The following is a 17337-nucleotide window of genomic DNA, read 5'->3' as shown; positions in this document are numbered from 1 at the left end:
GTCCTTGCGGCAACCCGATTGCGCAATTGATCGGAGTAAAGGAGTAAAGCCATGCGGGAAACCGAAGTTCTGGAATTTGTTATTGTTCCACCGTACCCAAAGCGCCACCAGATAGCGGCCTCAGAGGCGCATTTCGCTGACTTCCTCAGACGGCGTTTCCGGGGTTACTCTTTCAAGGTGGCGGGGATCGCGCCTGTTGGGTCGGATGACGATGATAGTTTTCACGTCATCCCTGTTATGAGCTTTCTAGATGACGCGGGAAACATGCGGATGTGTGAACCGCCCCAGCCTTGGATTATCAATGAGATTAGCGACGCATGCCGCGAGTTTTCGGCAAACAAACGCCGTTGGCTTTCTTAAAACGACAAGTCGTTTATGACGCGGCGCGCAAGCGCGATAATCTCAACCTGTGTGCCGTCGTCCGCCGAATAGTCCCGATTTATGATAATCGGCTTGTGTCTTGCGTTCGTAGAGCGTGGGTGGAATTCGGTCCTGTCTTGATAGATTTCCACCTGCTTGACGGACCATTCGCGCGTCATGCCGCCGTCCTTTGACCGCTCCACTACGACCACCATGCCATCCCGCAGCACCACTTCATTGGCGATATCTTCGAACGATACGGCGACAATTCTGTCGCCTTCGAGGATTGGGCGGGGTTTCAGGTCGTTCATCGAATCCCCGGATACGTCGAATATCATCTGCCGCGCATGGGGGAACCGTTCATCGGGCGGCACGGAGACTAGTTCTCGCTCTCTTTGGTCGAAGGCGTCAACTTCTCGGAATGTTCCAGCTTCGACCCTGCCGATGACAGCGGCTGTAACAAGCTGGCCCTGAATGGGCTTGACGTTCTGATGGTCTGCTACCTCGATCCCATCTCTCAACCAGAGAAGCGAAACGCCCAACGTATTAGCCAAGATTTTCAGCGTATCGCCGCGAGGCTGGCTGATATCTCCGCGCAGATATTTGTTTACGCTGTCATAGGGAATGCCGGAGCGCTTCGAAAGCTCCTTCTTCTTCCAGCCCTTGGCGTCCATCGCCACTTGTAATCTTTGCCACCAATTCATGTTTGCCATCATAGAGCCGGAGTTATTTTCCGTTTTGGATTTCTGTTGCCTTGTAATTGGATTTTAAATCCATTATTGGTGCGTGCATGGACACGACGCCGACTCTCACAATTGCTGAAATCATCAGCCGCGCTGGCGGACCCAAAGCAATTGCGGACGCGAGCCGGTTGACTGCCGATCCCTTCTCGAAGGATGCGGTTTACAAGTGGGCTAAAGGCGGGATTCCAGATCGCCATTGGCCAATTATTATCGCGCTTACCCATCTGGAAGTTTCGGCGATCTATTCGGCAAATCTCGCGGCGAGGGGCAACGTCTTTCCGCAGCTTTTTCATGAGGCCGTAGAATGAACGGCCTCTTTTCCCTTTCGCGCGGCCAATCCTCCCGGCCTGCTGCGACCCGCGCCGGTGCGCTTTCCTTCTTCTCGCCCGGCGCGGGCAACTCTCGTTTTGCATGTGGGCCTCCGTAGCTTCCTGACGCCCTGAAACTCTCATCTCCAATCAATTCCCACCACGGGAAAAACGCCGGGGTTTTCCCGGCGCGGGAAAGGTATTGTCTCATGATTTCAAATGCATGGTTTCACCGCATCAAAGCCGCGCAACGTGACCTTATCCGCCTCGTGGGCGGTATCGAGCGTGCGGCGGACATTTCCTCGATCTCAAAAAGCCACATCGGGCGCATGAACAACGCGACCGACCCGGAGTTGATGCCGCTGCACGCCGTCTACGCGCTGGAAAGCGAATGCGGTGTGCCTGTTGTCACCTCTGCCATGGCGGAACTGAACGGGCGGCGGCTGTCGGACCCGGAAGGCGAACGCGCCGCCGACCAGTGCGTCGTCGTTGCCTATTCCGATATGGTGCGCAAGGCTGGCGATTTGATCTCCGGCGGCGCGGTCGCGATTTCCGACATGATGGTAACGGCTGCCGAAGCCACGAAGATGGACCGGGACGCGGCGGAACTGGAAGCCGGTCTGGCCGCGCTCCGCAAGGCGCTTGCGAGCGTCAAAGCCAAGGGCGGTCAAAAGGTCGGGCTTAGCGTCGTGGGGGGTGCGGAATGAAGCGCCAGACCGATCCGGCCATCACCGAACTGATGAAGCGCCCCTTGTCCGAACGAGCAAGGGGCTTTTTGCGTCATGTGAAATTCGAGGGCGGCAAGGTGGATTTGTCCGTCTGCGGCATCGCTTTCCACATTCTCGCCGAAGAGTGCCGCCGTTGCGGCTACGTCCATATCACCGCCGATGGCGATACCGCCAAGTTGACGGGCTTGGGGCAGGCGTATCTTGACCGTCTGATGAGGGCGCACTGATGGCCCCTTACAAGCAAGTCAAACTTCCCAAGCCCGGCCCAAGCGCCCTTGTCGTCATCACCGCCGCTGTCCGCAACGGAACCGTAACCGTGGAAACGCAGCAGCAGGGCGCGGCGGCAAACAAGTCTGTTAGTAACGGTTACCTGACGCGCGACAAGAAAAACGGGAAAACATACTACCCAACCGACCGCGCCCGCGAAATGCTGGCGATGCTGGAAGGCATTGCGGAGCCGGGTGACATGCCGGAACGCGAAACTGAAACCGCCGTGGTGCCGGTCGCGGATGCGTCCGGGCTGGTCGCCACGGTGGAGCGAGCGCGGGCGCTTCTCGATGACGGTGATATTATCAATGCCCGCATCGTCGCATCGGTCGCCTATAATCAGGCCAAGACCGCCGCACAGTTCGCCGAACAGATCGGCGCAACCGAAAAACTCATCGCAAAAGCGCGGCGCATGCAGGCGGACGCGCTGTTGATCGAAGCCCGCGCGAAAATCCTCATTGCCGACAAATGGGACGAGGCGCAGGCGTCGGGCGAGGCTTCGAAGGGCGGCAGACCGAAAACCCTTTCCGATGGAAAGGGTTTTTCCGTCGATGACACGGGCCTGTCCTACAAGGAAATCCATGAAGCCCGCAAGCTTTCGGCGGCGGAACATCGCGAACCCGGCATTGTCGAGCGGGCAATTCAGGCGCGTCTTTCCGCCGGTCTGGAACCGACGAAAGCCAATCTTCGCGCGGCAGTAGGCACGGCGAGCGCCACGAAGGAAGAACGCGGCGCAAACCTATACGAAACCCCGCCGGAAGCGATGTTTACGCTGCTGGCGCTGGAAGAATTTACCGCGACCGTGTTTGAGCCTGCCTGCGGGCGCGGCGCATGCTCTCGCATGTTGGAAGCCCATCATTATGGCGTGGTGCTGGCCGATATCAACGATTACGGCACGGCGGACAGTAACGGCGAATTGCAGGCGGTGCAGGACTTCTTGACCTCGCAACCGCTGGGAGCCGGCTCATACGATATCGTCACCAACCCGCCTTACGGCGACGTTCTGAACGCTTTCGTGGCCCATGCCCTGCGGGTCTACCAGCCGCGCAAAATGGCGCTTTTGCTCAACCTGAATTTCCTTGCCGGGTTCGCGGACGACGACCGGAATTTCGTCATGGACGATTGCCCGCCCGCGCGCGTCTACGTGTTCAAGCGCCGCCTGCCGATGATGCACCGTGACGGATGGGAGGGCAATAAAGCCTCCAGCCGCATGAACACGGCGTGGTTTGTTTGGGAGCGTGACGAGGCCGGAAATTACGGCAGCGCCACGGTTGTTCGCCGGGTGGACTGGAAGGATTTCCAGCCGCAGGAAGCGGCCGCGACGGCGGAAAGCGAGGCGGCATGATGACGCCAGCGCAGGCCGACCGCGACCGGGAAAAGGCCCGTCTCACGCGAATTGCGATGATCGCTGACAGGTGCAACGGCGACAATTGGGAAATCGATGCTGACGGCAAGCAAAGGCATGTAGTTGCCACCCGTTCGACTGGTGACCGGGTGATACTGTGCACGATTTACGAGGATGCGCTGCCTGATGAGGTTGACCTTATCAGTGGCGCTCTGTCCGACGCTATTCTTTTCCTAAGTCTTCGGCGTAGGGCGATTGCTGCTCTGAAAAATGGGCAATCCGTGCCGTTGGACTCACAGCAACACTATCAGTTGAGGGATGGTGATTTTGCTGCCAACGCGGCCATGCTTTGCGCGGAACCGCTGTTTCACCGCTTTCTTGAGCGCCGGGACCAGACGCGCGCGATCCACAATAAGGACCATGCCGACACGGTTTTGAAAAAGCTGCTCGGCATCACCAGCAAGACCCAACTCAATCGCGAAGAGCGGGCGCAGACGGCGTTTATTGATCTGCGCACGGATTTCGAGATTTGGGCAAAGAGGGTTTCGACGTGAGCGACCGCATCTTCCCAGAAGTTTCCATTTCATACGGCGACAAGTCCACCAAGGCCATGCAGATCACATGCGCCTGCTGCGGCGCTGTCGCCTATTTCCCGCATCAAACCGGGATCAATCGCAAGCCGCCAATCGCGGCAACTCAGCATTTCCAGAACAAGGGATGGGTGGTCGGCAGCAGTCCGCGCAAGGATTTTTGCCCGCTTCACGCCAGCCCGGCCAAGCGTAAAGGACAGAAAGCCATGGCTGACACCGTAGCGACAATTGCAGACAAGCCCCGCGAAATGAGCCGCGATGACCGGCGCATTATCAATGACAAGCTGGACGAAGTTTACGCGAAGGATACCTACAAATCCCCTTGGACGGATGCCGCCGTGGCGAAGGATTTGGGCGTGCCGCGTGATTGGGTGGCGCAGGTGCGCGAACAGTTCTTCGGACCGGCAGGCTCGAACCCGCTTTATGATGAGTTCCTGAAAGAGACGAGGCTGGTGGAAGTCGCATTCGTCGCCTGCGAGGAAGCTACCGCACATGCCGAAAAGGCTGCTGCCGACCAGCGCCGGGCGCATGGCGATCTATGCAAGGCGATGGACATCTACCGCGCTCTGGCGCGCAAGGTAGAGCGGGAAATCAGCCGATGACCGAACTCATGCCTATTGTTGAACTTCTGGCAGACTGCCAGACGGATGCGGCGCGCGCGGACTGGCTTTTGCGCGCGCCGCAGGGTGTTATTTATCGCGACCATACTGACATTCGGCGGGTTTTGCAGGCGGCGCATTTCTCGCTCGGCGTGGACGCGCTGGACGTGGAATTTGCGGCCATCAATGCCACGCGCCTGCCGGACGGCGGATTGCCGCATACGGTCGTTCTCGGGGTGCACGCCGTGCGCTCTTTCCTGCGCGACGTGGTACGGAAAGGCGGTGTGCGGTGATGGAACCAGATCACGGCGCAACGTCGCGTGCATGGTCTTGGCGGCACGCGGTTGCCAAATCCGGCTTGCCGCCTATTACGCGCCTTGTGCTGCATACGCTTGGCCTGAAAATGGATGCGACCGGCGGTTCCTGCTACCCGCCGATTTCGGACCTTGTGGACCTGACGGGCCTCGACAAAAAAACCGTCATGAAACACCTCGAAATCGCCGAAGAAAGCGGTTGGATCGTTGTCACGCAACACGGCTTTCGCGGCCAGAAATGGAAGCGGAACGAATACGTGGCGCGCTGGCCGGGCCGCGACCTTTCCGGCACTGCCGCCAGCGCTGATGAACAAGAAGGTGGTGGAAATCCTCCACCACCTTCCAATGATGCCGCGACCCGTCAAGGTGGTGGAACAGTTCCACCACGTTCTGCCGAAAAGGTGGTGGAAATGGTTCCCGAAGGTGGTGGAAATGACGACCGGAAGGTGGTGGAGGAGTTCCACCAAGATAAGAATCTTCCAGATACTCTTCCAAACAACTCTCCCTCCGCTGACGCGGAAGAGGGAGCTTTGAAAAAGGTTGATCGAAAGAAGATTGAGCACGCTTTCACGCTCTGGTTTGCGACGTGGAAAAAGGGCGATGTGGTGTATGCCCGCAATGCATGGTTCGCGCTTTCGCCGGAAGATCGCGCCGAATGCGTGGAGCGGACGCCCGCTTATCTTCGTTGGGCCAAGCCTTCCGAACTGATGGCCGCAGCGGTCTATCTCAAGAACCGCCATTGGCGTGACCTGCCGGAACATGCTCTTGCGGAGCCTGTGCAGACGCGGGGCATCGCCAAGGTTTGCGGCAAGCTCTGGATGGGGACGCGGCTTGAGGCTCTGTCGAAAGAGCCGACCGGCCCGCTGCACCTGACCACCTTTGACGAAACCCGTATCGCCAAGGGCATGATTTCCCGTGAACAGCTTGTGCACGAAAAGCGCCGTGACAACGGTTGGCCGGTTGTTAGCGCCATGCGGGACCATGCCCGCCGCCGGGAACCCTACACCACTTCGCTCGCACTTCTCCCCTTCGTACAGGACTTCCGGCAGGTGCATCGTGATAGCGATGTGTTTGCAGCGTGGAAGCGCCTGCATGAGCGCAATGGCTGGCCCTTTATCGAGTATGCGCCGGAATGGGTCTATCTCCCGCCTGTCGATGACGGGGCAGACGATCTCGAAGCGGCAGTTGATGCCGCACTCTCCAACTTCCTTTTCTCCATAAACGAGGGACGCTCCAATGATGCATAACGTGAAGATTTATGCCGCCAACAAGCCGGTCAACCCGGAGCTTTATGACCTGACACGCTTTGCGTCTCTGTTCGACCAGATGCAGAACACGAAGCGACTCACCGTCACCATGCTTTCCATGGCAGCGGAGAATCAGCCGGGCAAACACGAATGGTTCGTGGTGGAGACGAAGCACAAGGCGGAAAAAGCTGTTGAGGATGCGCTTGGCAAAGCCGGTGTGAAAACTTTTTTGCCTATGGAGAACTGCGGTAAACAGGTCTTTCGTGGCCGCGTTATCCATGATGTTTTGCGTCCGATGATGCCCGGTTATGTGCTGGTCAACATGGTTTACTCGCCCGCCGCAGTCTGCGGAATTGCCCGGCTGGAAGGTGTCGCGGGCTTCGTCGGCGGCATGATCGAGCCGCATCGTGTATCAGACGAGGAAATGAATCGATTCAAGCTCTTCGGTACTCAAGAGCTTGATCTTGATTTGGAGCACTGCAAGAGCTTCCGGCGTGGTGACAGGGTCCGCTTTAGCAGCGGTCCTTTCGCCGGGTTTACCGGCCACGTCACCAAACTGCGCAAGGACAAAGTGGTTGACGGGGAGCGTATCGCGAGCGGTGCAATCGTCTCTGTCGAGATGTTTGGTGCGGTCACGCCTGTCGAAACCTCTCTTGCATTGCTCGAACAGTTGTGACTATGCATAACGCAGGATGATCTGCTGATCCTGTGCAAGCGCGTCGGTCTTGACCGGCGAGTGGAGTTTAAACCTCCCACGCGGGTATGCCGGGTAGACCCTGCCTTGACCCTCTCGTCAGAGAGACCGATTCAAGGCCAGTGCGACAGCTATATCATCGGCGGACTTGAGCGAAGGCGACCCTAACCCGGTCGCCTTTTTCGTTTGCATAGGGTGTAGGCAACTTCCGGGAAATTTGAGGATGGCTGTTCTGTCCATGAAGTGGGCCGACCGCAATCTTGCGGAATACGGCGACCGGATAGCGGAACTGAAACGGCGCTTCCCGACAGTTCTGCCGCGCATCGTCAATCAGGTCGGCAACAGAACGAAAACCGTTGTCATCCGTGAACTGACGAAACAGACAGGCTTGCCGCGTGCCACCATCGTTAAGGCCATCGGCAATCCGGCAACCGCAAAGCCGGGCCGGTTCGTCTATGACATGACTACGCGGGGCGGCAACATTCGCCTCAAATATTTGCGCCCGAAGGAAACCGAAGCCGGTGTCGTGGCGCGACCATTTGGAAAGCCGACGCTCTATCCCGGCGCATTCCTGCGTGGCGGTCAGTTCCCCGACCGTAAGCCGGTGGCGCAGTTCAACGGACATGCCTATTACCGGCTCAATCGCTCCGGCACGAAGATCACCTTCGCTCGCTCGGGCGTCTTCATCCCGAAGGAAATGACTAGCGGCGCGACAGCAGAAGCATTCCAGCGCATTGCAGCGCCCTTGCTGAAAGAGCGGGTCGAAGCCGCCCTTGTCAAGCTGGTCCCCTGACCGGCCGCCCCGACCCCCAACCTCGACCCACCCCATACCCCCCTCGGTCGGGTCCTCCCCCAAAAGAGGCCAAGTAGCGGGTGTGGGCGACTGCGGGATTTCGCTCTGTGAAGAAAATTATAGGGGGGTTCCACCGCCCTTTCGATGGAATCGGAATCAGATGGCAAAGAGCTATCCTGACGAGTTGCGTGAACAGGTCGTGGCCTTCATGGACGAGGGCCATACGGTTCGGGAAGCGGCGGCAAAGTTCAACGTCAGCCCGAGTTTCGCGGCCAAATCGCACAAGAAACATGCGGAAGCGGGCGAAAGCCTCCCGCTGCTTAACGAAACGGCACCTGCCGAACCGGAAAAGCCCTCGCTCGATATCGAAATCACCGCATCCGAACTGGCGGAACTGCTGAAGGTTTCGAAGCGGGCGGTTTCGGATTTCGTAGAGCGTGGAATCGTGGTGAAGACAGAACGGAATCGCTTCGACCTGCGCCAATCTATCCAGCTTTATTGCGAGCATTTGCGCATTGTTGCCGCCGGTCGCGGCGGTGACGGCGCGGATGTTCTGACCGCCGAACGCGCCAGACTGGCGCGAGAACAGGCCAACCAGACGGCCATGAAAAATGCGGCCATGCGCGGCGAACTGATTTCGATGACGGACGTGCGGAACGAGTGGGTTTCGATAGGCCGACGCATCCGCAACGCTGTTCTGTCTGTGCCTTCGCGCTGTCGGCAGATGCTGCCGCATCTCACGACCTACGATGTGGACCTGATCGGCCAAGAAATCCGGTCGGCGCTTACCGAACTTGGTGACGAGGACGATGACAACGGCGCTGGCGACATTGCGGCGAGCGGTATGGGACAGCCTGTTGCCGCCGCCGAAACTTCGGCTGTCGGAATGGATTGAACATAGCGTCCATTTGCCGGAAGGCGTTTCATCGCTGACCGGCAAGGTTCGGCTGTGGCCTCCGCAGCGTGAAATTGCCGATGCCATTGGCGATAGCGCGATTGAGCGGGTAACGCTGGTCAAGCCGGTCCGTGTCGGCTTCACGACGCTGCTGACCAGCGCCATGGCAAGCTTCTGTTCTAACGATCCATCGCCGATCCTTTCGCTTCTGCCGACTGAGGCCGACTGCCGCGACTATATGGTTTCGGACGTGGAACCGATTTTCGATGCCTCGCCAGCGCTTCGCGGTCTTTTGACCGGCGACACCAGCGAAGGCGGACGCAACACCCTTCTTGCCCGTCGCTTTCCCGGCGGCTTCCTGAAAGTCATTGCCGCCAAGGCACCGCGCAACCTGCGCCGTCACAATGTCCGCATCCTCTTCATTGACGAGGCGGACGGCATGGATGCGACGAAGGAAGGGTCGCCGATCCTGCTGGCGGAACGCCGCACGCTGTCGTTTGCCGACCGCAAGATTGTCATGGGTTCGACGCCTGTTTACGAGGCGACCAGCCACGTGTTGCGGGCCTATGAGCAATCGGACAAGCGTATTTATGAGGTGCCTTGCCCCGAGTGCGGTCACTTCCATGAAATCACATGGGCCGATATCCATTGGCCCGAAGGTGAGCCGGAAAAGGCGTATTATGTTTGCGCCGAATGCGGCTCTGTGGTGGACGAGCGGCACAAGCCGGGCATGGTGGCGAATGGCCGCTGGCGCGCCCTTCGACCGGAAATCAAGGATCATGCCGGTTTCCGCATGAACGCCCTGATTTCTCTTCTGCCTAACGCCTCTTGGGGTCGGTTGGCGAAAGAGTTTGTCGCCGTAAAAAACGACCCTTCGACGCTGCAAACCTTCGTCAACACCATCCTTGCCCAAGGGTGGAAAGAGGACGGCGACGAACTGGACGATATCGAGCTTGCGGGCCGGGCCGAAGATTTCGGGCTGGAGAATATCCCGATCCAAGTGCTGATTATCACGGTCGGCGTGGACGTGCAGGATGATCGTCTGGAAGCAACCTTCGTCGGTTGGGACAAAGAGGGCATCCCCTATGTTCTCGGCCATACTGTTGTGTGGGGTCGCTACGATGACCATACCACGTGGGCCGAACTGGACGTTGCCCTGACGACGCAATGGGACCATCCGCTTGGCGGCAAGATCAAGGTCGATGCCGTTTGTGTCGATAGCTCGGACGGCGAGACGATGGAAACGGTCTATCGCTTCGCGTTCCCGCGCTTCAATCGCCGCGTTCTGGCGATCAAAGGTGCTGCGGGCAACCGGCCATGGATTGAACGCTCCAAAACCAACGTCAAGGGCGGACGGCTTTTCATCGTCGGCGTGGACGGCATCAAGAGCCACATTTTCGGCAGGCTGGTCCGGCCCAAGTCCATCCGGTTTTCGAAGGACTTGCCGGAAGTCTGGTACGAGCAGCTTGCGGGCGAAAAGATGGAAGTCCGCTATCTGCGCGGCCAGCCAAGCCGCCAGTTCGTTCCGATACCGGGCCGACGCCACGAAGCGCTCGACTGCACCGTTTATGCCTTCGCCGCCCGCCAGATGGTCAATGCCAATTGGGCGCACCGCGAGGGCGAGCTTTCGACACCGCCGGAACCGGCGGTCGCCACCTACACACAAGAAATCGCGAAACCGGAGTGGCTTGCATAATGGCGACTACAGACGATCAAATTGCTGCGCTTGAAGATGCAATCGCAATGGGCGCGCGAAAGGTGATATTCCACTCTGGCGGCACGCGCCGCGAGGTGGAATATCACTCTCTCAAAGAAATGATGCAGGCGCTTTCCGCCCTGAAATCCACCCGGTCGGGCGGCTCCCGTACTATTTACGCGGCGCTCGACTGATGGGCCTCGCGACCGTTCTTGACCGGACCATTGGTTATTTCTCGCCCGAAGCTGGCCTTCGGCGGGTAAAGCACCGCGCCGCGCTGCAAATCATGTCGCGCGCATACGCTGGCGCAGAAACCAGCCGCCTGAAATCCGGCAGGCGTGCACCATCAACATCGGCGGACGCAGAAATTGCGCGCGCCGGTCGGACCCTTCGGGACCGCATGCGCGATCTCGCCCGCAACAATCCTTATGCTGAAAAGGCAATTCACGAACTGGTCACCCACGCTATCGGTGACGGCATCATTCCCCGTTCGAAAAACAAGAAGCTCAATAAGCTTTTTGCGGAGTGGAGCAAGGTTTGCGATGCGGACGGCGATCTTGATTTCAACGGTATCGTCAACCTGACGGCCCGCGGAATGTTTGAAAGCGGTAACGGTCTGGTTCGCCGCCGCCGCCGCAGGCTGGAAGATGGCCTGCCTGTCCCGCTGCAATTGCAGGTGCTTGAAGTTGACCTGATTGACACCGCCAAGGAAGGTATTCTTTCGGATGGCGGCAAGATCATCCAAGGCATCGAATTTGATGCCATCGGCAGGAAGCGTGCCTATTGGATGTTCGGTTCGCATCCGGGTAACAGCTTCTTCGACCCGAAATCCACGATTGTTTCGAAGCCGGTTCCGGCGGCTGACATTGCGCACGCTTTCGAAAAGAAGCGGACGCAGGTGATGGGTGCTCCGTGGGGCACGGCGGCAATGGTCGATACCTACGATCTGGCGTCTTACGAACAGGCGGAATTGACGCGCAAGCGGCTGGAAGCCTGCCTTGTCGGCGTGATGACCGGCGGCGACGAAGCCGACCAACTTGGCATGTCAGTGACTGATAGCCAGCCCACCAAGCCCGGCATCTATGACGTGAACGGCAGGCGTGTCGAAAAATTCGAACCCGGCATGTTCTACAATGCCGTCGGTGGCCGGGGCATGGAGTTCTCGCAACCGGCGGTGACGGATAGCTATGATCCGTACAAGAACTCGATGCTGCACACCATTGCCGCAGGTTGGCGCGTTCCTCATGCGATCCTGTCCGGTCGGCTCGACAAGGTGAACTATTCGTCCAGCAAGGTTGGGCTGGAAGGGTTCCGCCGGACGATTTCCGCCGTTCAGTGGCTCATCATCATTCCGATGCTGTTGCAGCCTATTTGGGACTGGTTCTGCGAAGCAGCCTACTTCGCGGGCATCATCAAGACCCCAAAAGTTGCCGTGGAATGGTCGCCGCCGCGCTTCTACTCCGCCGACCCGCTGAAGGACGTGAACGCCCGCATCAAGGAAGTGCGGTCGGGCTTCCGGTCCCTCTCCAGCGTCATCGCCGAGATGGGCGAAAACCCGGATGACGTGCTGGACGAAATCGCGTCCGACGCCGCCAAGATCGACAAGCGCAAGCTTGTTCTCGACAGCGACCCCCGGCGGATGTCTCAGGCCGGGCAGGTGCAGCAGCGCGACGAAACAGACGACCCGCCCGACGACAAGTCGGAAGACGACAAGGACCCCGACGATGACGAAACTTGAACTGCGTAAAGCGCCTGCGTCCCTGCCGATGCAGGTTCGCGGACAGGACCTGAATGTTAGTTCGATCGATGCGGAGGCGCGCACCGTTACGCTGGTATTCACGACTGGCGCGGCGGTGCGCCGCCTGCGCTATACCGGATGGGACACGGCTGTGCCATTCGATGAAATCCTTGTCGTCAGCGAACGGGCGCTGGACCTGACGCGCATGAATTTGGGTGCGCCGGTTCTGGACAGCCATTCCCGGTGGTCCACCTTTTCGCAGATCGCCGTTGTTGAACGGGCGTGGATCGAAAAGGGCGAAGGATGGGCGACCATCCGTTTCCCCAAGGCCGGGATCGATCTCGCCGCCGACCGCATGTTCGGGCTGGTTTCTGACAAAATCATCAAGAATGTATCGGTGGGTTACTCCATCGATAAAATCAGGGTGGAGGAAGCGGCGAAGAAAGGCGAGGTCGAAAAGATTTTCGTGGAGCGCTGGACGCCAAATGAGATTTCATTTGTGACCGTTCCCGCCGATCCCGGCGCGCAGGTCCGATCCAGCGAAGCCACGTTCCCGCTTTCAATCCAGTCTGCCGCATGTCTCGACCTTCGGGCCGCTCGCATGCGCATGGCCGAAGCCGAACGCCGCTTCGGCTGACACTCATTCCAATTTTTCCAGTTCGCCGCCTGACTTCTACCGGGGATGCAGGGCGACGGCGCTTGTCCTGCCCGGTAATACAAAAGGAACCGCACGCCATGAAAAAGGCTGCATATGTTTTCGCGACCGTCGCCGCAATCGTCTGCTTCGGTCTCGCCTTCACCATTCTTTCCGCAGACCCTTCCCATGCTGCTTCGCTGATCGGCCACGATGCATTCGTGCAGACGCGCGGCATGCTGGATCATGTCTATCAGGCCACCCCGGCGCTGCTGGCGTTGCGGGCGACCGCCGCCGACCTGACGACGCGCGCCGAAAACAAGCGCAAGGAACTGGTGGAAGGGCTTTCCGATGAAGCGGCCCGCGCCATCGAAAAAGAGCATTCGGACATTCTCGCCGAACTCGATGGCGTCCGCGCCGGGATTGCAACGCTCGAAAATGCGGAGCGAGGCGGTACGGCCCCCGCGCCCCAGAATAACAATCCGCAGGCCGCAGCGCAGAACGCAGAGCGTGCCGAACGCGAGCGGATCACTACTATCGATGATCTGGCGGCGCGTGCGGGTTTTCCTGAATTTGCGCGTGACCATATCCGCTCCGGCACTTCGCTGGACAGCTTCCGGGGTCTGCTGCTGGATCACATGGTGACCAATGAGCGCACCGCACCGACCGACAGCCGCGTTCGCGTGCAGGTCGGCAACGACGAAGCCGATACCATCCGTTCGGCCCGTGTCGAAGCGCTGGCGTACGGTCTCGGCGCGCCGGTCCCGCAGGCCGGTCCGTCCGCCGCCGCTCGCCAGTATATGGGTCAAGGTCTGGTCGATATCGCTGCCGATTCCGTGAATTTTCATGGTCGCCGCATGCTGAATGCTCGCGATATCGACAACATCTTCAGCCGCGCCGCGCATTCGACTTCTGATTTCCCTGTGATCTTTGAAGGTGCAGTCAATCGCACGCTGGAACAGCGCTACGCACTGGCGCAGCCGACCTTCAAGCGCTTTGCCCGCAAGAAGAACTTCCGCGACTTCCGCCCGGATACGGTGGTCAAGACCGGCGATTTCCCGATGCTGGAAAAGATTCTGGAAAACGGCAAGATCAAGTTCGGGTCGTTCGGTGAAGGTAAGGAAGCCGTACAGGCATTCAGCTATGCGATTGCCCTGAACATCAGCCGCCCTATGCTCATCAATGACGATCTCGGCGCCATCGCCGAACTGCTGACGAGCTACGGCGCATCGGTCGCCCTGTTCGAAGAACTCACCTTCTATGCTGGCGCATACAACGGCAAGCTTGCGGACGGCAAAACCGTCTTCCATGCTGACCATAATAACCTTGCTGCTGCTGGTTCTGCCATTACCGTCGACAGCGTCGGCGAAGGCCGCAAGTCGATGGGTCAGCAAAAGTCGCTGGATGGCAAGCCGTTGCTGGCAAACCCGGCGCGTATCATGCTGGTCGGCCCGAACCAGTTGACCGAAGCGGAAAAGCTGCTGGCGTCGATCACGCCCGCAACGGTTTCCACGGTCAATATTTTCTCCGGCAAGTTCGAACTGGTGGAAACGTCGCAGATCGCTGACAATTCCTGGAATCTCTTCGCCGATCCCGTGACCGGCTCCAATTACCGTTGGGGCTATCTCGAAGGTTACGAGGCCCCGCGCGTCCGCATGGACGAGCCGTTTGGCTCGCAGGGTTTCAGCATGTCGGTTGAACACGACTTCGGTTGCGGCGCGACCGACTTCCGCTTCGGCTATCGCAACCCCGGCCAAGCGTAACCCGCTCGCCTGACTTCGTTGGGGGAGCCGCCCGGCTCTCCCTTTCCTGTCACGTTGATCGCAAGGAAGATCACCATGAAAAATTATCGAGGCCCCGCCGATACGGTGGAAGTCACCGCGCCCGCCGATGTCAATTCCGGCGACGGCGTTCTTGTCGGCAAGCTGTTCGGCGTGGCGCAGTTTTCCGCCAAAGCTGGCCAGCGCGTCAATCTCGCTCGAGAAGGCGTCTTCACCCTGCCCAAAACGAATGCGCAGGCATGGACCGAAGGCGCACTTCTTTATTGGGATGGTGCCAAGCTGACCACCGCCGATAATGCTGGCGCGAATACCAAGGTCGGTTACGCCGCCGCCGTCGCCGCCAATCCTTCGGCGACCGGCGACCTCATCTTGCATCAGTAAGATGGTGGACTGGCGAAAACTGGAAGCTGCCGTTGACCGGAAGGTTGGCGGCGCTTTCGGCGAGACGGTCCGCCTGTCGTTCTTGGTGAACGGCAAGACGGACCCGGCCCGCCCTCAGATCGTCATCCACTGCGAGGCATTGCACACGGAAGACGACACAACGCGCCCGGCAGGCAATGCCGTTAGCGGCCCTCATCGCGTTCGCTTCGCTGCGGCGGATGCCGTTCTGTTCATTGACCGCTCGACATACGAAGGCCCGGCGCTTCAATCCGGTGACCGGGTTCGTGCGATGGATCGGGCTGGCGAACCGGCTTGGTCGGTTGATTTCGTCAGTGACCGGCATAGCAACCTTATCGCTGTCGCCCTGAAAGAGATTTAGGAGCTTCCATGTCCTTTATCAATTTTGCCGCCCGCATCTCCGCCGTGGAGGCGACCAAGGGAAACACCATTGTCGGCTCGAACGTTCTGGACAGCGAAATCGGCGTACTCGATATCGCTGCCGATGGTTCATTGCGGACGGATAAGGACAAGCAATTTATCTCGGTTTACACCGACAGTTCTAAGGTCTCGGACGGTCTTGAGCTTCGCTCACTGTCGTCTCCCGGCCTTCTCGATATCGTCTTCGAGTCCGGGGTGGCCACGGCGCACGCGGTCACCGATTCCGAAACGGACGAAAGCGTTATTCTCGGCATGCCTGCGACGGACGCGACGTTTGAGTTTCTTCTTGATATGGCGCTTCGCCAGACTGGCGATGCCCTCAACGATCCCGATAATGAATGGGCGGCAATCTTCCGCTCACTCTGCCTTTCTTTCCAATCTGTTTCGCGGTCGCGCATCAGCGGCGATACAAACGGGATGCGGCTTGCCGCGCACCAACTGAAAGTCACCGCGAGCATGGTGGCCGAACCTTTGCGCGGCGAACCGCTTAATCCCGGTTCGCCCTTCGCCCGGTTCCTCGCCAAATGCGAAAGCGATCTTGCTCCGAATGATCCGTCCATGGCCGAAAAGATTGCCCTCATCCGGGCGCAGCTTTCCGGCGATGCCAGCGAATTGCAGACGGCAATGCGGCGATACGGTCTTATTCATGACGAGGCCGACGCCATGTTGATCACGCCTTACGAGGGGTCGCCGTAATGGCCAGTTTGGTGGACCAGATCACAGAACTTTATATGCGAATGGCGGAACTTGAGCGCCGGAACCGCAACCGGCGGCGCAAGGGAACGATTGCCGAAGTCAGCGACGACAAATCGAAATACCGCGTCAAGCTGTCGGAACAGGAGGACGGCAAGCCCTACCTGACGCCGTGGATCAAGGCGCGAACCCTCGCTGCCGGTGGCGTCAAAGTCGATGTCCTCTACAGCGTCGGCGAACAGGTGGATGTTGTTTCCGAAAACGGCGACATGACCGATGCGCAGATAGATTTCTCCACCTACAGCGACGACAACGCCCGCGAAAACAGCGACACGCCGTTTCATATCAAGATCGGCGATACCGTGATTGAAGCATCGGCGGGACAGGCGAAAGTTACGTCGCCGAAGGTGATTGTTGAATCGCCGAACGTGCAGCTTGGCGGCGACGGCGGCAAGCGTGTCGCCCGGCTTGGCGACAGGGTGCACGTCTCAAGCGGTTCGTCTACGGGCTTTTGGCCGATTGTCGAAGCCTCGGAAAAAGTCTTCGCGGTGGACTGAGGAAATCCCATGAAAAACTACAAGGTACGAACCGGCTGCGAAGTCGCCGGGCGCTGGCGGTCGGCTGGCGAAATCATCCCCTTGACCGACGACGAAGCCCGCGAGCTTGCGCCGCCCTTCGGCAATGTCGTTTTCCCTGAAAAAGAGGATAGCGCCCATGGCAAGCTCAACCGGCGTAAACGGCCAGACCGGCGCGCCGCTGAATGACTGGCCGCATACGCAGCAGTCAATCCGCAAAATCCTGAAAACGCCGAAAGGCTCGCGCGTCATGCGCCGAAACTTCGGCAGTGATATCCCTGATTTTATTGACAGCAAGATGACGCGGCGGAACGTGCTTGCGCTCTACTCCGCCGCAGCTACCGCAATCCTTGAATGGGAACCGCGCTTCCGCATGACTGCCGGGCGCGTGACGCAAGCGGATGCCGGTGGCGTCATCGCGCTCGATATCTTCGGCACCTATTATCCTCGCGGCCATCGTGGCGATTACTCCATTGCGGAGAGTGCCACCGTCCGCGTCATTTATCCGGGCAGATGAC

The 17337-nt window shown here is 59.1% G+C and carries 24 protein-coding genes; 23 read left to right on the top strand and 1 reads right to left on the bottom strand.

Annotation, left to right across the window (positions count from 1 at the left end):
- Positions 1–51: 51 nt before the first annotated feature.
- Positions 52–360 (top strand): hypothetical protein, encoded by a 309-nt coding sequence (locus tag CFBP6623_RS11045; RefSeq protein WP_080841887.1) that lies wholly within the window; start codon positions 52–54, stop codon positions 358–360.
- Here CFBP6623_RS11045 and CFBP6623_RS11040 read toward each other — a convergent pair.
- Positions 357–1073 (bottom strand): helix-turn-helix domain-containing protein, encoded by a 717-nt coding sequence (locus tag CFBP6623_RS11040; RefSeq protein WP_232370393.1) that lies wholly within the window; start codon positions 1071–1073, stop codon positions 357–359. The genes CFBP6623_RS11045 and CFBP6623_RS11040 overlap by 4 nt on opposite strands.
- 77 nt (positions 1074–1150) lie before the next feature.
- Here CFBP6623_RS11040 and CFBP6623_RS11035 point away from each other — a divergent pair, with 77 nt between their 5' ends.
- From CFBP6623_RS11035 to CFBP6623_RS10930, 22 genes are all read left to right on the top strand, one after another.
- Positions 1151–1411, top strand: coding sequence for a carph-isopro domain-containing protein (locus tag CFBP6623_RS11035; RefSeq protein WP_080841888.1), 261 nt, complete (start codon positions 1151–1153; stop codon positions 1409–1411).
- 209 nt (positions 1412–1620) lie between these two features.
- Positions 1621–2118 carry a hypothetical protein gene (locus CFBP6623_RS11030; protein WP_080841889.1) on the top strand — a complete coding sequence of 166 codons (498 nt, stop codon included), beginning with the start codon at positions 1621–1623 and terminating at the stop codon, positions 2116–2118.
- The gene (locus CFBP6623_RS11025) at positions 2115–2366 is read left to right on the top strand and encodes a hypothetical protein (RefSeq protein ID WP_080841890.1); all 252 of its coding nucleotides are present in this window, start codon (positions 2115–2117) and stop codon (positions 2364–2366) included. The genes CFBP6623_RS11030 and CFBP6623_RS11025 overlap by 4 nt, the downstream gene beginning before the upstream one ends.
- Positions 2366–3751 (top strand): SAM-dependent methyltransferase, encoded by a 1386-nt coding sequence (locus tag CFBP6623_RS11020; protein ID WP_167379136.1) that lies wholly within the window; start codon positions 2366–2368, stop codon positions 3749–3751. The genes CFBP6623_RS11025 and CFBP6623_RS11020 overlap by 1 nt, the downstream gene beginning before the upstream one ends.
- Positions 3748–4305: a hypothetical protein gene (locus CFBP6623_RS11015; RefSeq protein ID WP_080841891.1), complete on the top strand. Its 558-nt coding sequence runs from the start codon at positions 3748–3750 to the stop codon at positions 4303–4305. The genes CFBP6623_RS11020 and CFBP6623_RS11015 overlap by 4 nt, the downstream gene beginning before the upstream one ends.
- Positions 4302–4943: a hypothetical protein gene (locus CFBP6623_RS11010; RefSeq protein WP_232370394.1), complete on the top strand. Its 642-nt coding sequence runs from the start codon at positions 4302–4304 to the stop codon at positions 4941–4943. The genes CFBP6623_RS11015 and CFBP6623_RS11010 overlap by 4 nt, the downstream gene beginning before the upstream one ends.
- On the top strand, positions 4940–5233 hold the full coding sequence (locus tag CFBP6623_RS11005; RefSeq protein WP_080841892.1) for a hypothetical protein: 294 nt from the start codon (positions 4940–4942) through the stop codon (positions 5231–5233). Before CFBP6623_RS11010 ends, CFBP6623_RS11005 begins: the two co-directional genes overlap by 4 nt.
- Positions 5233–6501, top strand: coding sequence for a helix-turn-helix domain-containing protein (locus CFBP6623_RS11000; protein ID WP_080841893.1), 1269 nt, complete (start codon positions 5233–5235; stop codon positions 6499–6501). Before CFBP6623_RS11005 ends, CFBP6623_RS11000 begins: the two co-directional genes overlap by 1 nt.
- On the top strand, positions 6491–7177 hold the full coding sequence (gene nusG, locus CFBP6623_RS10995) for a transcription termination/antitermination protein NusG (RefSeq protein ID WP_080841894.1): 687 nt from the start codon (positions 6491–6493) through the stop codon (positions 7175–7177). The genes CFBP6623_RS11000 and nusG overlap by 11 nt, the downstream gene beginning before the upstream one ends.
- Before the next feature lie 241 nt (positions 7178–7418).
- Positions 7419–7988, top strand: coding sequence for a hypothetical protein (locus CFBP6623_RS10990; RefSeq protein WP_080841895.1), 570 nt, complete (start codon positions 7419–7421; stop codon positions 7986–7988).
- Between the two features lie 160 nt (positions 7989–8148).
- A complete protein-coding gene (locus CFBP6623_RS10985) occupies positions 8149–8883 on the top strand; it encodes a MerR family transcriptional regulator (RefSeq protein WP_232370395.1) in 735 nt (244 codons plus the stop codon).
- Positions 8798–10579, top strand: a complete 1782-nt coding sequence (locus tag CFBP6623_RS10980; protein ID WP_080841897.1) for a phage terminase large subunit family protein — start codon at positions 8798–8800, stop codon at positions 10577–10579. The genes CFBP6623_RS10985 and CFBP6623_RS10980 overlap by 86 nt, the downstream gene beginning before the upstream one ends.
- Entirely contained in the window at positions 10579–10773 is a 195-nt protein-coding gene (locus CFBP6623_RS10975; RefSeq protein ID WP_080841898.1) for a phage head-tail joining protein, read from the top strand. The genes CFBP6623_RS10980 and CFBP6623_RS10975 overlap by 1 nt, the downstream gene beginning before the upstream one ends.
- On the top strand, positions 10773–12317 hold the full coding sequence (locus CFBP6623_RS10970) for a phage portal protein (protein ID WP_080841899.1): 1545 nt from the start codon (positions 10773–10775) through the stop codon (positions 12315–12317). The genes CFBP6623_RS10975 and CFBP6623_RS10970 overlap by 1 nt, the downstream gene beginning before the upstream one ends.
- Positions 12304–12954, top strand: coding sequence for a hypothetical protein (locus CFBP6623_RS10965; protein ID WP_080841900.1), 651 nt, complete (start codon positions 12304–12306; stop codon positions 12952–12954). Before CFBP6623_RS10970 ends, CFBP6623_RS10965 begins: the two co-directional genes overlap by 14 nt.
- A gap of 98 nt (positions 12955–13052) precedes the next feature.
- Positions 13053–14714, top strand: coding sequence for a hypothetical protein (locus CFBP6623_RS10960; protein WP_080841901.1), 1662 nt, complete (start codon positions 13053–13055; stop codon positions 14712–14714).
- 75 nt (positions 14715–14789) lie between these two features.
- Complete coding sequence (locus CFBP6623_RS10955; RefSeq protein ID WP_080841902.1) at positions 14790–15113, top strand: DUF2190 family protein; 324 nt, start codon at positions 14790–14792, stop codon at positions 15111–15113.
- A gap of 1 nt (position 15114) precedes the next feature.
- The gene (locus CFBP6623_RS10950) at positions 15115–15492 is read left to right on the top strand and encodes a hypothetical protein (RefSeq protein ID WP_080841903.1); all 378 of its coding nucleotides are present in this window, start codon (positions 15115–15117) and stop codon (positions 15490–15492) included.
- A gap of 8 nt (positions 15493–15500) precedes the next feature.
- Entirely contained in the window at positions 15501–16247 is a 747-nt protein-coding gene (locus tag CFBP6623_RS10945) for a hypothetical protein (RefSeq protein ID WP_080841904.1), read from the top strand.
- The gene (locus CFBP6623_RS10940; RefSeq protein ID WP_080841905.1) at positions 16247–16801 is read left to right on the top strand and encodes a phage baseplate assembly protein V; all 555 of its coding nucleotides are present in this window, start codon (positions 16247–16249) and stop codon (positions 16799–16801) included. The genes CFBP6623_RS10945 and CFBP6623_RS10940 overlap by 1 nt, the downstream gene beginning before the upstream one ends.
- Before the next feature lie 9 nt (positions 16802–16810).
- Entirely contained in the window at positions 16811–17008 is a 198-nt protein-coding gene (locus tag CFBP6623_RS10935; RefSeq protein ID WP_080841906.1) for a hypothetical protein, read from the top strand.
- Positions 16959–17336, top strand: a complete 378-nt coding sequence (locus tag CFBP6623_RS10930) for a GPW/gp25 family protein (RefSeq protein WP_080841907.1) — start codon at positions 16959–16961, stop codon at positions 17334–17336. Before CFBP6623_RS10935 ends, CFBP6623_RS10930 begins: the two co-directional genes overlap by 50 nt.
- Position 17337: the final 1 nt, after the last annotated feature.

The organism is Agrobacterium tumefaciens (assembly GCF_005221385.1).
GTDB classification, from domain to species: domain Bacteria; phylum Pseudomonadota; class Alphaproteobacteria; order Rhizobiales; family Rhizobiaceae; genus Agrobacterium; species Agrobacterium tomkonis.
This window is presented reverse-complemented; position numbering and strand designations above follow the sequence as displayed.

Bases quoted from the DNA above. Each gene is read 5' to 3' on its own strand.
- CFBP6623_RS11045 (WP_080841887.1), top strand. From the start codon at position 52: ATGCGGGAAACCGAAGTTCTGGAATTTGTTATTGTTCCACCGTACCCA.
- CFBP6623_RS11040 (WP_232370393.1), bottom strand. From the start codon at position 1,073: ATGGCAAACATGAATTGGTGGCAAAGATTACAAGTGGCGATGGACGCC.
- CFBP6623_RS11035 (WP_080841888.1), top strand. From the start codon at position 1,151: ATGGACACGACGCCGACTCTCACAATTGCTGAAATCATCAGCCGCGCT.
- CFBP6623_RS11030 (WP_080841889.1), top strand. From the start codon at position 1,621: ATGATTTCAAATGCATGGTTTCACCGCATCAAAGCCGCGCAACGTGAC.
- CFBP6623_RS11025 (WP_080841890.1), top strand. From the start codon at position 2,115: ATGAAGCGCCAGACCGATCCGGCCATCACCGAACTGATGAAGCGCCCC.
- CFBP6623_RS11020 (WP_167379136.1), top strand. From the start codon at position 2,366: ATGGCCCCTTACAAGCAAGTCAAACTTCCCAAGCCCGGCCCAAGCGCC.
- CFBP6623_RS11015 (WP_080841891.1), top strand. From the start codon at position 3,748: ATGATGACGCCAGCGCAGGCCGACCGCGACCGGGAAAAGGCCCGTCTC.
- CFBP6623_RS11005 (WP_080841892.1), top strand. From the start codon at position 4,940: ATGACCGAACTCATGCCTATTGTTGAACTTCTGGCAGACTGCCAGACG.
- CFBP6623_RS11000 (WP_080841893.1), top strand. From the start codon at position 5,233: ATGGAACCAGATCACGGCGCAACGTCGCGTGCATGGTCTTGGCGGCAC.
- nusG (WP_080841894.1), top strand. From the start codon at position 6,491: ATGATGCATAACGTGAAGATTTATGCCGCCAACAAGCCGGTCAACCCG.
- CFBP6623_RS10990 (WP_080841895.1), top strand. From the start codon at position 7,419: ATGGCTGTTCTGTCCATGAAGTGGGCCGACCGCAATCTTGCGGAATAC.
- CFBP6623_RS10985 (WP_232370395.1), top strand. From the start codon at position 8,149: ATGGCAAAGAGCTATCCTGACGAGTTGCGTGAACAGGTCGTGGCCTTC.
- CFBP6623_RS10980 (WP_080841897.1), top strand. From the start codon at position 8,798: ATGACAACGGCGCTGGCGACATTGCGGCGAGCGGTATGGGACAGCCTG.
- CFBP6623_RS10975 (WP_080841898.1), top strand. From the start codon at position 10,579: ATGGCGACTACAGACGATCAAATTGCTGCGCTTGAAGATGCAATCGCA.
- CFBP6623_RS10970 (WP_080841899.1), top strand. From the start codon at position 10,773: ATGGGCCTCGCGACCGTTCTTGACCGGACCATTGGTTATTTCTCGCCC.
- CFBP6623_RS10965 (WP_080841900.1), top strand. From the start codon at position 12,304: ATGACGAAACTTGAACTGCGTAAAGCGCCTGCGTCCCTGCCGATGCAG.
- CFBP6623_RS10960 (WP_080841901.1), top strand. From the start codon at position 13,053: ATGAAAAAGGCTGCATATGTTTTCGCGACCGTCGCCGCAATCGTCTGC.
- CFBP6623_RS10955 (WP_080841902.1), top strand. From the start codon at position 14,790: ATGAAAAATTATCGAGGCCCCGCCGATACGGTGGAAGTCACCGCGCCC.
- CFBP6623_RS10950 (WP_080841903.1), top strand. From the start codon at position 15,115: ATGGTGGACTGGCGAAAACTGGAAGCTGCCGTTGACCGGAAGGTTGGC.
- CFBP6623_RS10945 (WP_080841904.1), top strand. From the start codon at position 15,501: ATGTCCTTTATCAATTTTGCCGCCCGCATCTCCGCCGTGGAGGCGACC.
- CFBP6623_RS10940 (WP_080841905.1), top strand. From the start codon at position 16,247: ATGGCCAGTTTGGTGGACCAGATCACAGAACTTTATATGCGAATGGCG.
- CFBP6623_RS10935 (WP_080841906.1), top strand. From the start codon at position 16,811: ATGAAAAACTACAAGGTACGAACCGGCTGCGAAGTCGCCGGGCGCTGG.
- CFBP6623_RS10930 (WP_080841907.1), top strand. From the start codon at position 16,959: ATGGCAAGCTCAACCGGCGTAAACGGCCAGACCGGCGCGCCGCTGAAT.